This window comes from Wujia chipingensis (assembly GCF_014337155.1).
Taxonomy (GTDB): domain Bacteria; phylum Bacillota; class Clostridia; order Lachnospirales; family Lachnospiraceae; genus Coprococcus_C; species Coprococcus_C hominis.
The window spans coordinates 2,133,441-2,146,375 of sequence record NZ_CP060632.1 but is presented as its reverse complement, the minus strand read 5'-3'; the positions used below and the strand labels follow the sequence as shown (position 1 = coordinate 2,146,375).

Below are 12,935 nucleotides of genomic sequence, written 5' to 3'. Positions count from 1 at the left end.
TTGGAGAAACAAAAGAAACGCTATATTATGGCGCTTGATGCCGGTACAACAAGCAACCGTTGTATCTTATTTGATAAGAGTGGTAAGATCGTGAGTATGGCGCAGAAAGAATTTACACAGATATTTCCGCAGCCAGGCTGGGTGGAGCATGACGCAAATGAAATCTGGTCGACGCAGCTTGGTGTGGCAGTGGAGGCGATGTCCAAGATCAATGTGACGGCAGAGGATATCGCAGCTATTGGAATTACGAACCAGCGGGAGACAACGATCATCTGGGATAAGAAGACCGGACAGCCAATCTGCAATGCGATCGTCTGGCAGTGCCGGAGAACCGCAGAATATTGTGAAGCGTTGCTTGGACAGACGATGACGGATGCAGAAGGGAATGTGCGTCCAATCAAAGATATGATCCAGCAAAAGACCGGTCTGATCTTAGATCCGTATTTCTCTTCGACAAAGGTAAAATGGGTGTTAGATCATGTGCCACAGGCAAGGCAGCGCGCGGAAGCCGGAGAGCTGTTGTTCGGAACGGTTGAGACATGGCTCATCTGGAAGCTGACCGGTGGAGCGGTGCATGTGACAGATTATTCCAATGCATCGCGGACGATGATGTTCAATATTCATACGCTCCAGTGGGATGCAGATATCTTAAAACTGTTGGATATTCCAGAATGCATGCTGCCAGAGGTGCGTTCGAACAGTGAAGTCTATGGTTATACATGTACGAATCTGCTGGGCGGCGAAATCCCGATCGCGGGTGCCGCAGGCGATCAGCAGGCAGCGCTGTTTGGACAGAATTGTTTCCATGCTGGCGACGCGAAGAATACATATGGAACCGGATGTTTCCTTCTGATGAATACCGGTGAGACACCGATCCTTTCTAAGCACGGGCTTGTAACGACGATCGGCTGGGGCAGAGAAGGAAAGATCAATTATGCACTCGAAGGTTCGATCTTCGTTGCAGGCGCAGCGATACAGTGGCTGCGTGATGAGATGGAATTTATCCGGGATGCGGCACAGAGTGAGGAACTTGCCACGCAGGTAGATGATACGGCAGGGTGTTATGTTGTTCCGGCATTTACCGGGCTTGGCGCTCCATATTGGGACAGTTACGCGCGTGGTACGATCGTGGGATTGACACGCGGTGTGAATAAAAAACATATCGTGCGTGCAACGCTTGATTCCATTGCCTATCAGGTTGCGGATGTGCTTGCGGCAATGAATCAGGATTCCGGGATTCACCTGCAATCGCTGAATGTGGATGGCGGAGCCAGTGCGAATAACTATCTGATGCAGACGCAGGCAGATATCATACAGGTTCCGGTCAGGCGTCCGGTATGTGTGGAGTCGACAGCGCTCGGAGCGGCATATCTGGCGGGACTGGCTGTTTCCTATTGGAAGGATATGGACGAGATCCGAAGTAACGCACAGATCGAGCGGATATTTGAACCACAGATCACAGAAGAAGAGAAGAATGAGCGTGTGCGCGGCTGGGAAAAGGCTGTGCGGACATCATTTGACTGGGCTAAAGGAGAGTGACAGACATGAATCCAATGAATTTTATGAAAGCAAAAGGACTGTTGACGCAGTTTACAACGAATCATCCGAAGCTTCCGGCATTTTTCAAGGCGGCATCGTCGCAGATTGGTGAAGGTTCAATCATAGAGATCAGTGTGACAACGGCAGAAGGGAAGAATCTCTGTACGAACATGAAGGTGAGACCGGAAGATATGCAGCTTGTTGAAGAGTTGAAGAATCTTTCAAAGTAATTGATTCTTGCTTTGAGGAACCGATGCAAATGTGGTAGAATTATAAGCAGGACAGGATATAAATACAAAACATAGGAGGAAAGCGCTTTATGGAAGAAAATATAAGAGAAGCGATGACTGCAGCGCATGATAATATGCAGGAGAAGATGCAGGAAAAAGTCGCTGAAGTAAAAAATACGCTGGATAGTCTGGAGGGAACGAGCCGGGCAAACCGGTTCACGGTAACCGGGTATACGATTTATAATGCAGTTTTGCTGGTATGCTATCTTGCGGAGGTAATCAAGGGCAGCCGGACAGGCGGATATTTCGCAATCTTCGCAGCCCTTTCCATCCTGCCGCTCGCTGCAATCTGGATCGAATATAAGCGGAATCCGGCGAGTGAAAATCTGAAACGGATTTTGATTTATTCATATGCAGTATTTTACACCTTTACGATATTTACAACCGTGTCTCCGGTTGCGTTTGTGTATGGTGCACTTGTTAGTTTGTTCGTCATTGTATATGGAGAGAAACGATTGAGCTTTGGCGCAGCGGGAGGAATATTCCTCCTTAACCTGATTCATGTGATTTATATGGCAGCAAATGGCATGATAACGCCGCAGGATCTTCCGAATGTTGAAATCCGGATCGGGTTTACATTGCTGTTCGCGTTGTTTATGGTGATGGCGACAAATGTTATCATCTCGAACAATGAAGCGAAGATGAAGGCTATCACACAGGAGAAGGAGTCTGTATCTGCAATGTTAGAGCAGATACTGGAAATCTCTGAGAATATGATCGGAGATATTCTGACAGTTTCGGAGAAGATGACAACGCTGGAGGATTCGGTTACAAAGACAAAAGCTTCCATGGAAGAAGTAACGAATGGTACAAACGATACCGCGGATTCAGTACAGTCTCAGCTCCTTAAGACGGAGGAAATCCAGCAGGTAATCGAGCGTGTGGAACATGTATCCGATACGATCGAGAGCGATATGGATGAGGCGAGCAAGGAGGTTGCACAGGGTAAGAATAAGATTGACGAACTGATCTCACAGGTGGAGACAAGCGATGAGGCGAGCAAGAAGGTGGCAACCGAGCTCGATAAGCTGACGGCATATGCAAGCCAGATGCAGGGAATCGTCGATATCATCGGGAACATCACCGATCAGACAAGCCTTCTTTCCTTAAATGCAAGTATCGAGGCAGCAAGAGTCGGCGAAGCAGGTAAGGGCTTTGCGGTTGTTGCATCTGAGATTTCTGCTCTTGCAGACCAGACCCAGGAAGCAACGGTCAATATCGCCGAACTGATTGGGAATATTTCTGAGGAGCTGACAGAGGTTGTAAATGTTGTCAGCTACCTGATTGATAACAATAAGTTACAGAGCATCGCAGCGACTGAGACTGCATCGAGCTTCGAGACGATTGCAAGCCGGACCCAGGATATCCATCAGTTGACAGAGGAGCTGACCGGACTGGTATCTTCTCTGGCACAGTCGAATGAGGCAATCGTGGATAGTATCCAGACAATCTCGGCAGCAACCGAGGAAGTGACAGCACATTCAAGCGTAACACTTGAGAGCAGCGAGGAGAACAGCTCGATTGTTGTAGAGGTTGGTGATATCGTCGGAGAATTGCAGGCACTTGCAGAACGTCTGAGTGCATTAAGCTAACATGGCTTTGACAAAGGAAAAATAACTGAAAAAAGGTTATTGACATTTTTTCTGAAGTAGAGTAGTATGAGTCTATCAAAAATGAATAGTGACACGAAACCAATGATGTGGAGATAACGTTACATCGTGCACGTACAGAGAATCCGGGAGGCTGAGAACCGGGTAGGACGCAGGGTAGCAAATGGACCACGGAGGGCATAGTCAAAGGAGCATCCGCTCTGAGTATTCTATGACGTTCGCATACGTTAGTTGCAGGGAATATGATAGTATTCTGAAAGAGCATGGGAGGAAACTCTCATGAAACAAGGTGGCACCGCGGGAATTCCGTCCTTGACAAAAGTATATTTTGTCAAGGACTTTTTTATTGCAATGAATAAATTATTGGAACCATGTCACGAAGAAAGGAGTTTGGAGATGATCAGACCAACATTAGAAGAAGTGATGCAGTATCAGAAGGATTATAAGGTTGTTCCGGTGTTAAAGGAAATCTATTCCGATATCCGCACACCGATGCAGGTGCTGAAGATACTGAAAAAAGCAAGCAAGCATTGTTATATGTTAGAGAGTGTGGAGAATCAGGAAAACTGGGGACGCTATACATTCCTTGGTTACAAGCCAAAGCTTTGTGTGACATGTATGAACGGAAAGCTGAAAGTCACCGATGTGAACGGAACGGTTATCCGCGAGGTGCTGGTACAGCATCCGGAAGCCTGTATCAATGAAATCCTGGCAGATTACAAAAGCCCGAAGATCGAAGGATTCCCGACATTTACCGGTGGACTGGTTGGGTATTTCGCATATGATTACATCAAATACAGTGAACCGAAGCTGAATCTGGATGCGGAAGATGAAGAAGGGTTTAACGATGTAGACCTGATGCTGTTCGATAAGGTCATCGCATTTGACAATGTGAAGCAGAAGCTGCTCATCATCGCGAATGCGAAGACGGATAACCTGACGGAGAATTATATCCATGCGGTGGAAGAAATATCCGAGATCATTGAACTGATCAAGCATGGAGAGGAAGCAGAGGTAGAACCGGCGAAGATGACATCCGAATACAGGAAGCTGTTCGATAAGGAAGCCTTCTGCAACATGGTGAAAAAAGCGAAGAATTACATCTACGAAGGAGATATCTTCCAGGTTGTATTATCGAACCGGCTGGAAGCGGATTTCTCCGGAAGCCTGCTGAATACTTACCGGGTACTTCGTACGATCAACCCATCGCCGTATATGTTCTACTTCAGCGGCGATGACATCGAGGTAGCGGGAGCTTCCCCGGAGACATTGGTGAAGTTGGAAAATGGTGTGTTACATACCTTCCCATTGGCGGGAACGAGACCGAGAGGAAAGACGAAGGAAGAAGATCTCAAAAACGAAGAGGAACTTTTAGCAGACGAGAAAGAGCGATCCGAACATAATATGCTCGTTGATCTCGGAAGAAATGATATCGGCAAGATCAGCAAGTTCGGAAGCGTGGAAGTGGAGAAATACATGAGCATCGAGCGGTATTCGCATGTGATGCATATCGGTTCTACGGTACGCGGGGAACTGCGGGACGACTGCTCCGTGACAGATGCGGTCGATGCAATCCTTCCGGCAGGAACCTTGTCTGGCGCACCGAAGATCCGTGCCTGTGAGATTATCAATGAACTCGAGAACAACAAACGCGGCATCTATGGTGGAGCAATCGGTTATATTGATTTTACCGGAAACTTAGATACCTGTATTGCGATCCGGATCGCATATAAGAAGAACGGAAAGGTATTCGTACGAAGCGGAGCCGGAATCGTGGCAGACAGTGTACCGGAGAACGAATATCAGGAATGTATCAACAAGGCAAAGGCTGTGATGAAAGCAATCGAGATCTCACAGGAAATGACAGACTAAGAAAGGAGATGGCAGCATGATATTACTGATTGATAATTACGATAGTTTTTCGTACAACTTGTATCAGCTTATCGGAATGATCCGACCGGACATCAGGGTTATAAGAAATGATGAGATGACGATTGCGGAGATCGAAGCACTGGCACCGGATCACATCATCGTATCACCGGGACCGGGCAGACCAAAGGAGGCCGGAATCTGTGAGGAAGTCATTGATTACTTCAAAGGGAAGATTCCAATCTTCGGGGTGTGTCTCGGACATCAGGCAATCTGCGAGACATTCGGCGGCGAGATCGGATATGCGAAGAAGCTGATGCACGGAAAGATGTCTATCGTTGATCTCGACACCGACAGCGCCATCTTCAAGGGGATGGAACCAAAATTACAGGCGGCCAGATATCATTCACTTGCCGCGGAGGAAGACAAGCTTCCGGCGGAGCTGAAGGTAATCGCCCGCTCGGAGGATGGCGAGATCATGGCAGTGGAGCACCGGAACTACCCGGTATACGGCGTACAGTTCCACCCGGAGTCAATCCTGACCCCCGATGGAAGGAAAATTATGGAGCAGTTTTTGGGTATGAAATAAGGAGGACAAAGCGATGATAAAAGAAGCGATCAGCAAAGCAATGAATAAAGAGAATCTGACAAGAGAGGAAGCCCTTCAGGTTATGAAGGAGATCATGAGCGGCGAGGCAGAACAGTCACAGGTCGCAGCATTTCTGGTAGCCCTGCATATGAAAGGGGAGACAGCCGAAGAGATTTCTGCCTGCGCCGAAGGTATGCGCAGTTTCGCAACGAAGCTTGACCGTGGCGATATGAATGTGATTGATATCGTCGGAACCGGTGGAGACCGTTCGAATACATTTAATATTTCGACTACTGCAGCAATCGTAACTGCAGCGGCAGGTGTGGCAGTTGCCAAGCACGGAAACCGAGCCGCTTCGAGCAAATGCGGAACCGCCGATTGCCTTGAGACACTCGGTGTCAATCTGATGCTTGAGCCTGAGAAGAATGCGAAGGTGCTGAAGGATACAAACCTGTGCTTCCTGTTCGCACAGAAATATCATCCGGCAATGCGTTATGTTGGTTCGGTGAGAAAAGCAATCGGCGTTCCGACCGTGTTTAATATTCTGGGACCACTGACAAATCCTGCTTATAATACATACCAGCTGCTCGGCGTGTACAGCGAGGAGCTGCTTGAAACGGTAGCGAATGCGTTGAAGGATCTTGGCTTAAAGCATGCGATGGTTGTCTATGGCAAGGATTGCTTAGATGAGATTTCCATGAGTGCGGATACTGAGGTTTGCGAGCTTGCCGATGGTAAAGTCACGAAGTACACGATCACGCCGGAACAGTTCGGATTCACACGATGCAGGAAGGAAGACTTGGTTGGAGGAACACCGGAAGAAAATGCAGCACTGGTGAAGGAAATCCTCGAAGGAAAGGTAACAGGTGCAAAGCTTGATGCCGTGCTGATTAACGCGGGTGCAGCCATCCATGTTGCGAAAAATGTGAGCATGGAGGAAGGTATCAAAGAGGCACGTGAGATGATCACAAGTGGCAAGGCGCTTGCAACTATGGAACAGTTTATCGCCGAAACAAATGCAGCATAAGGGAGTTAGAGCATGATATTAGATGAGATAGCAGAAAAGACACGGGCGCGTGTGGAAGAAGATAAAAAACAAATACCATTTTTCCATATGCGGAATGAAGCGGAGCGGCTGGCAGCGGAATTGCCGAAAGGAAACCGTCCGAAGTTATTTCCATTTTATCAGACTCTGAAAAGTCCGGGAATCTCGTTCATCTGTGAGGTGAAGAAGGCGTCTCCGTCGAAGGGTGTGATCGCAGAGGAATTCCCGTATCTCGAGATCGCGAAGGAGTATGAGATAGCCGGCGCATCCGCAATCTCGTGCCTGACGGAACCGTATTATTTTCAGGGAAAGGACTTGTACTTAAAAGAGATTACCCAGCATGTGACAATTCCGGTATTGCGGAAGGATTTTACGATTGATCCGTATATGATCTATCAGGCACGGACGCTTGGCGCATCGGCAATCCTGCTGATCTGTTCTCTTCTTTCCCAGTTGGAGTTAGAAGAGTATCAGGCGATTGCAACGGAGCTTGGCATGTCGGCGTTAGTCGAGGCACACAATGAGCGGGAAGTGGAGATGGCGCTTCGCGCGGAGGCATCCATCATCGGTGTGAACAACCGGAATCTGAAGACATTTACTGTGGATATCAACAATTCCGCCCGGTATCGGAAGATGGTGCCGAAGGAGGTTGCATTTGTCTCAGAGAGCGGAATCAAGACGGCTGAGGATATTGCGAAGCTTCTGAAAAATGGTACGGATGCAGTGCTGATCGGTGAGACGCTGATGCGCAGTGAGAACAAGAAGCAGGCATTAGATGAATTGCGGGGAATATAGGCACGTGTCCTGGAATCGAATTGGCGTGCGAAGCAGGAGAAAGATGAACAGGCTGGAAGGAAAGTAAAATGCAGAAGATAAAATTATGCGGCATGATGAAGCCGTGCGATATCGAATATGCAAATCGGGTCAAACCGGATTTGGTCGGATTCATATTTGCGAATACGAGACGGAAGATCAGTCCCGCGCAGGCAAAGCAATTCCGGGAAGCATTGGATGCGGAGATTCCGGCAGTTGGTGTGTTCGTGAATGAAGATATTTCCGTGATCACATCGCTCGTGCAGAATGGATGTATCGACATGATCCAGCTGCATGGTGAGGAAGATGCGGATTATATCAGACGTCTGCGTGAGATATGTGATGTGCCGGTTATAAAGGCGGTCAAGGTACAGATGGTCGAGCAGATACGGCAGGCGGCGGCACTTCCGGTTGATTACCTGCTGTTAGATACCTACCGCAAGGGTGTACTTGGCGGAACCGGAGAGGCGTTTGACTGGGAACTGCTGCGGGAGGCAAAGATAGTAGCCGGAGATACCGCAGAAGGAGAGTTGTTCGGAAAGCCGTATTTCTTAGCGGGCGGACTTCATGCGGGGAACCTGCGGGAGGCAGCAGCACTTGGAAGCTACGGGCTGGATGTAAGCTCCGGAATCGAGACAGACGGAAGCAAGGACTTTACCAAGATGGTCGAAGTTATGGAACTGGTGAGAAAATTTTAGATGTGAAGGAAATATAGTAATAACAAAAGTGTAGATATGAATATGTTCTATGTATGATATATCCAACGCTTATACATCTATATGCATATGTTTGAAACTTTTAGAAATGCTTGATGTTTCAGAAATATTAGCAATGTTTGAACACGATGTTCAAACAAGCCGCCACTGAGCCACGGATGGCGAATTGGCGGCGGTTGCGTAAAATTTGAATAATGTATATTGGAACATCTAGCATTTCTTAGTTTCAAAGCATCGCATATAGATGTATAAGCGTTGGATATGGACTGCATACATGGAACATATTGATAGTCATATTTCTAAGGAGGATAAGACATGTCGAAAGGAAGATTTGGAATTCATGGCGGTCAGTATGTACCGGAAACAATCATGAACGCCGTCAATGAATTGGAAGCAACCTATAATAAATACAAGGATGATCCGGAATTTAACCGGGAACTGACCGAGCTGTATAATGAGTACGCAGGCAGACCGAGCAGACTTTATTATGCAGAGCGCATGAGCAAGGACTTAGGTGGAGCTAAGATCTACCTGAAGCGTGAGGACTTAAACCACACCGGTTCCCACAAGATCAACAATGTACTTGGACAGATGCTTCTGGCAAAGCGTATGGGTAAGACACGTGTGATCGCAGAGACCGGTGCCGGTCAGCATGGCGTTGCAACAGCGACCGTTGCAGCCATGATGGGCATGGAGTGTGAAATCTTCATGGGTAAGGAAGATACGATCCGTCAGGCATTGAATGTATACCGGATGCGTCTGCTTGGCGCGAAGGTACATGCAGTGGAAAGCGGAACCGGTACTCTGAAAGATGCGGTCTCCGAGACATTCCGTGAGTGGACAAGCCGGATTGACGATACGCATTATGTGCTTGGTTCGGTTATGGGACCATATCCATTTCCGACGATCGTGCGTGATTTCCAGTCGGTAATCAGCCGCGAGATTAAGCAGCAGATCATGGAGAAGGAAGGCAGACTTCCGGATGCCGTGCTTGCCTGTGTCGGTGGTGGTTCCAATGCGATCGGTGCATTCTACCATTTTATTGAGGATAAGAGCGTGCGTCTGATCGGTTGTGAGGCAGCCGGACGAGGCATAGATACATTCGAGACAGCAGCAACCTTAAATACCGGACGTTTGGGAATCTTCCATGGTATGAAATCTTATTTCTGTCAGGATGAATACGGACAGATCGCACCGGTTTATTCAATCTCCGCAGGTCTTGACTATCCGGGTATCGGACCGGAGCATGCATACCTGCATGATATCGGTAGAGCCGAATATGTGGCAATCACGGACGATGAGGCGGTTGATGCATTTGAATATCTTTCGAAAATCGAGGGAATTATCCCAGCCATTGAGAGTGCGCATGCGGTTGCTTATGCAATGAAGCTGGCACCACAGATGGACAAGGATCAGATTATGGTTATCAATATTTCCGGACGCGGCGATAAGGACGTAGCAGCGATCGCCCGTTACAGAGGGGAGGATCTTCATGAGTAATATAGCAAAAGCATTTGAGCATGGAAAAGCGTTTATTCCGTTTATCACGTGTGGATATCCGGATTTGGAAACAACAGAGAAAATCGTGTATGCAATGGTTGATGCAGGGGCAGACCTGATCGAGCTTGGAATCCCATTTTCAGACCCGACGGCAGAAGGCCCGGTTATTCAGGAGGCAAATATCCGTGCGTTGGCCGGTGCGGATAAGGTGACGACAGACAAGGTGTTCGATCTGGTGCGCAGGCTGCGCCAGAAGGTCACGATTCCGATGGTATTTATGACTTACGCGAATGTTGTATTCTCTTATGGTTCAGAGAGATTTATCTCGACCTGTAAGGAAATCGGCATCGATGGATTGATCCTGCCGGATATCCCATATGAGGAAAAAGAAGAGTTTGATCCGATCTGCAAGCAGTATGGTCTGGATCTTGTATCCTTGATCGCGCCGACTTCACACGAACGGATCAGCATGATCGCGAAGGAAGCAAATGGATTCGTCTACTGTGTTTCTTCGCTCGGTGTAACCGGAACAAGAACCGAGATTACAACCAATGTCGGCGAGATGGTAGCCCTTGTGAAGAAAGCGAAGGACATTCCTTGCGCAATCGGATTCGGAATCTCAACGCCGGAGCAGGCAAAGAAGATGGCTACCTCCGCAGATGGCGTCATTGTCGGAAGTGCGATCGTGAAGATCATCGCAAAATACGGACGCGAGGCTGCACAGCCGGTGTTTGAGTATGTAAAGAGCATGAAGGATGCGATCTCGTAGAGGGGAATTATTGATGCATCTCGGAGGAATTATTGATAGTTTCCGGGATGGTTGATGTTGGAGAAATTATTGATTTGGGTGTGAATCCGGAAATTGAATTGTAAAAACCCACAGGATGGGCGTAATCTACTGAAAAAAGAGGATTGCGCCCATTTTTGCATGTTGAAAATGAATTCATGAGCCAGATATGGGTGTAAGGAGGAGAAATCCGGATGCTACGCCCACGTGGTGGGTTTTCGGACGAAAATGTGGTTGAAAAAGCCCAGGTTAAAAATCTGATAACAAATGGGAATCTGGTAACAACATATAAGAATTTATGGAAATGGCTGTTGGAACTGGATGGAATTATGGTGATTTATGTGCAAATTACAAGTTATGTGCAATCCGCCTATAATACATAAAATATGAATGTAATTTTATATGTATGCGTGATAAAATAGAGAGCGAGAACTTTAATTTTCTGTTACTTATAAAGATGTGAGAAATTTAGTTTTAGCAGACGGACAAAATTGAATTCTAAATGGCAAGAAATATTCCTTTAATAGGCGTATCATTTAACCATACAGAAGAAAGGAAGTGAATGCATGGAATGGCTGACTGCAATCAGAAAATCTATTGATTATATAGAGGAACATTTGAATGATAACATCAGTGCGCAGGATGTGGCAGAGCAAGTGTATGTATCCCCTCTGCATTTTCAAAGAGGTTTTTTGATTATGACCGGATATTCTATATCAGAGTATATTCGTAATCGTAAGCTATACATGGCGGCGCTTGAGCTGAAAAAGGCGAATAGGAAAGTAATAGACGTGGCATTTGATTATGGATATGACACACCGGACAGCTTTACGAAAGCGTTTACCAGATTTCATGGGATTTCCCCTGTGCAGGTAAAACAGGGCGGCGATATAAGAACCTTTCTTCCGTTGAGTGTAAAAATTACAGTTCAAGGAGGAGATAAAATGGACTACAAGATTACAAAAATGTTTGGATTTAAGGTGATAGGCTTTGCGAAAGAGTTTTCCTTTGATACGGCATATGAGGAAATTCCGAAATATTGGGATGAAATCTGTGAAAAATATGCGGCTAATGTATATGCAGGTAATCCACCTGCAAATCCATATGAAAAGGCATTCGTGGAAAATTGTATAGGAGAATATGGCATTTGTATTGATGACGGAAAAGCAGCTGATAAGGGAAAATTTACATATCTGGTTGCAGGTAAATATGCCGGTGGAGAAGTTCCGGAAGGAATGATGCTATATGAGTTTGAACAGGGGGAATGGGCGGTGTTTGACTGCGTAGGAGCAATCCCGGAGGCACTTCAATCACTAAATACCAGAATATTTAAAGAATGGTTACCGGGTAACGCTGATTATGAGATAAGCGGAAATGCGAATGTGGAATGGTATGACTGTGTAAATGGAGAAAACACAGATGCTGATTACCACAGTGCTATCTGGATTCCGGTAAAAAGAAAATAATTCAGAATCTAACACAAAAGCGAGGAAAAACATGAACATCACAGTATATTTAGGAGCCTTTGAAGGAAAGGATGCGAGCCTGAAGCAGGCAGTGCGGGAGATTGGAACGTGGATTGGTGCGAGCGGAAATGCGCTGGTATATGGCGGATCAAAATCCGGATTGATGGGGGAAATTGCAGAGAGCGTCCTACAGGCTGGCGGCACGGTGACAGGCGTGGAACCGAAATTTTTCATGGATGCGGAATTGCAATATGACAACTTGACGGAACTTATAGTCACAAAGGATATGACGGAGCGGAAAACGAAGATGATCGAACTGGGGGATGCATTTATCGCATTTCCGGGCGGCACAGGAACGCTTGAAGAGATTTCGGAAGTGATGTCGAAGGTGTCGCTGAAGCAGTTGGACGCGCCATGCATCTTGTATAATCTGAATGGATATTATGACAGCTTGAAAGCACTGCTTGCGCATATGATCGAGATGGGACTCTCGACACCAGAGCGGCAGCAGGGTATCTGTTTTGCGGATTCCCTGGAGGAAATCAAGCAGATAATAAACAGATATTGAGATGTTGGGTCAGGTAATAAAGATGCCATAGGATAGATGCTATACGCTATGTACATGTATATCTGCTTGTTAATACTTGAAAAAATATAGTTTTATATAGGGTTTCCTGTGGGATTTTGAACATTCTTAGGTTTGCTATAATT

General features: G+C 46.7%; 13 protein-coding genes. All 13 read left to right on the top strand.

From position 1 onward, the window contains the following. Positions 1–27: 27 nt before the first annotated feature. The 13 genes from glpK to H9Q76_RS09965 all read left to right on the top strand — a co-directional run bounded on the left by glpK (position 28) and on the right by H9Q76_RS09965 (position 12,792). On the top strand, positions 28–1,539 hold the full coding sequence (gene glpK / locus H9Q76_RS10025) for a glycerol kinase GlpK (protein WP_117781628.1): 1,512 nt from the start codon (positions 28–30) through the stop codon (positions 1,537–1,539). Positions 1,540–1,544: 5 nt separating this feature from the next. Beyond that, the gene (locus H9Q76_RS10020) at positions 1,545–1,769 is read left to right on the top strand and encodes a hypothetical protein (protein ID WP_021986363.1); all 225 of its coding nucleotides are present in this window, start codon (positions 1,545–1,547) and stop codon (positions 1,767–1,769) included. Positions 1,770–1,858: 89 nt separating this feature from the next. Continuing rightward, positions 1,859–3,421, top strand: a complete 1,563-nt coding sequence (locus H9Q76_RS10015) for a methyl-accepting chemotaxis protein (RefSeq protein WP_117781610.1) — start codon at positions 1,859–1,861, stop codon at positions 3,419–3,421. Positions 3,422–3,835: 414 nt separating this feature from the next. After that, a complete protein-coding gene (gene trpE, locus H9Q76_RS10010) occupies positions 3,836–5,311 on the top strand; it encodes an anthranilate synthase component I (protein WP_249321048.1) in 1,476 nt (491 codons plus the stop codon). A 16-nt stretch (positions 5,312–5,327) separates the two neighbouring features. Continuing rightward, complete coding sequence (locus tag H9Q76_RS10005; RefSeq protein ID WP_249321047.1) at positions 5,328–5,897, top strand: anthranilate synthase component II; 570 nt, start codon at positions 5,328–5,330, stop codon at positions 5,895–5,897. Between the two features lie 13 nt (positions 5,898–5,910). Then, a complete protein-coding gene (gene trpD, locus H9Q76_RS10000; protein WP_249321046.1) occupies positions 5,911–6,924 on the top strand; it encodes an anthranilate phosphoribosyltransferase in 1,014 nt (337 codons plus the stop codon). 12 nt (positions 6,925–6,936) lie between these two features. Beyond that, positions 6,937–7,737, top strand: coding sequence for an indole-3-glycerol phosphate synthase TrpC (trpC, locus tag H9Q76_RS09995; RefSeq protein ID WP_249321045.1), 801 nt, complete (start codon positions 6,937–6,939; stop codon positions 7,735–7,737). 68 nt (positions 7,738–7,805) lie between these two features. Continuing rightward, the gene (locus H9Q76_RS09990; RefSeq protein WP_118671564.1) at positions 7,806–8,453 is read left to right on the top strand and encodes a phosphoribosylanthranilate isomerase; all 648 of its coding nucleotides are present in this window, start codon (positions 7,806–7,808) and stop codon (positions 8,451–8,453) included. Between the two features lie 333 nt (positions 8,454–8,786). Beyond that, positions 8,787–9,971, top strand: a complete 1,185-nt coding sequence (trpB, locus tag H9Q76_RS09985; protein ID WP_021986356.1) for a tryptophan synthase subunit beta — start codon at positions 8,787–8,789, stop codon at positions 9,969–9,971. Continuing rightward, positions 9,964–10,740, top strand: coding sequence for a tryptophan synthase subunit alpha (gene trpA, locus H9Q76_RS09980; protein WP_021986355.1), 777 nt, complete (start codon positions 9,964–9,966; stop codon positions 10,738–10,740). The genes trpB and trpA overlap by 8 nt, the downstream gene beginning before the upstream one ends. A gap of 212 nt (positions 10,741–10,952) precedes the next feature. Continuing rightward, a complete protein-coding gene (locus H9Q76_RS09975) occupies positions 10,953–11,141 on the top strand; it encodes a hypothetical protein (protein WP_021986354.1) in 189 nt (62 codons plus the stop codon). 183 nt (positions 11,142–11,324) lie between these two features. After that, complete coding sequence (locus H9Q76_RS09970; protein WP_118671563.1) at positions 11,325–12,224, top strand: AraC family transcriptional regulator; 900 nt, start codon at positions 11,325–11,327, stop codon at positions 12,222–12,224. A gap of 31 nt (positions 12,225–12,255) precedes the next feature. Beyond that, complete coding sequence (locus H9Q76_RS09965) at positions 12,256–12,792, top strand: LOG family protein (protein ID WP_249321044.1); 537 nt, start codon at positions 12,256–12,258, stop codon at positions 12,790–12,792. Positions 12,793–12,935: the final 143 nt, after the last annotated feature.

What these genes read in the sequence shown, in the direction of transcription:
- trpB (WP_021986356.1), top strand. Translation starts at nt 8,787, where the DNA reads ATGTCGAAAGGAAGATTTGGAATTCATGGCGGTCAGTATGTACCGGAA.
- H9Q76_RS09970 (WP_118671563.1), top strand. Translation starts at nt 11,325, where the DNA reads ATGGAATGGCTGACTGCAATCAGAAAATCTATTGATTATATAGAGGAA.
- trpE (WP_249321048.1), top strand. Translation starts at nt 3,836, where the DNA reads ATGATCAGACCAACATTAGAAGAAGTGATGCAGTATCAGAAGGATTAT.
- glpK (WP_117781628.1), top strand. Translation starts at nt 28, where the DNA reads ATGGCGCTTGATGCCGGTACAACAAGCAACCGTTGTATCTTATTTGAT.
- H9Q76_RS10015 (WP_117781610.1), top strand. Translation starts at nt 1,859, where the DNA reads ATGGAAGAAAATATAAGAGAAGCGATGACTGCAGCGCATGATAATATG.
- H9Q76_RS09990 (WP_118671564.1), top strand. Translation starts at nt 7,806, where the DNA reads ATGCAGAAGATAAAATTATGCGGCATGATGAAGCCGTGCGATATCGAA.
- H9Q76_RS09975 (WP_021986354.1), top strand. Translation starts at nt 10,953, where the DNA reads ATGCTACGCCCACGTGGTGGGTTTTCGGACGAAAATGTGGTTGAAAAA.
- trpD (WP_249321046.1), top strand. Translation starts at nt 5,911, where the DNA reads ATGATAAAAGAAGCGATCAGCAAAGCAATGAATAAAGAGAATCTGACA.
- trpC (WP_249321045.1), top strand. Translation starts at nt 6,937, where the DNA reads ATGATATTAGATGAGATAGCAGAAAAGACACGGGCGCGTGTGGAAGAA.
- H9Q76_RS09965 (WP_249321044.1), top strand. Translation starts at nt 12,256, where the DNA reads ATGAACATCACAGTATATTTAGGAGCCTTTGAAGGAAAGGATGCGAGC.
- H9Q76_RS10020 (WP_021986363.1), top strand. Translation starts at nt 1,545, where the DNA reads ATGAATCCAATGAATTTTATGAAAGCAAAAGGACTGTTGACGCAGTTT.
- H9Q76_RS10005 (WP_249321047.1), top strand. Translation starts at nt 5,328, where the DNA reads ATGATATTACTGATTGATAATTACGATAGTTTTTCGTACAACTTGTAT.
- trpA (WP_021986355.1), top strand. Translation starts at nt 9,964, where the DNA reads ATGAGTAATATAGCAAAAGCATTTGAGCATGGAAAAGCGTTTATTCCG.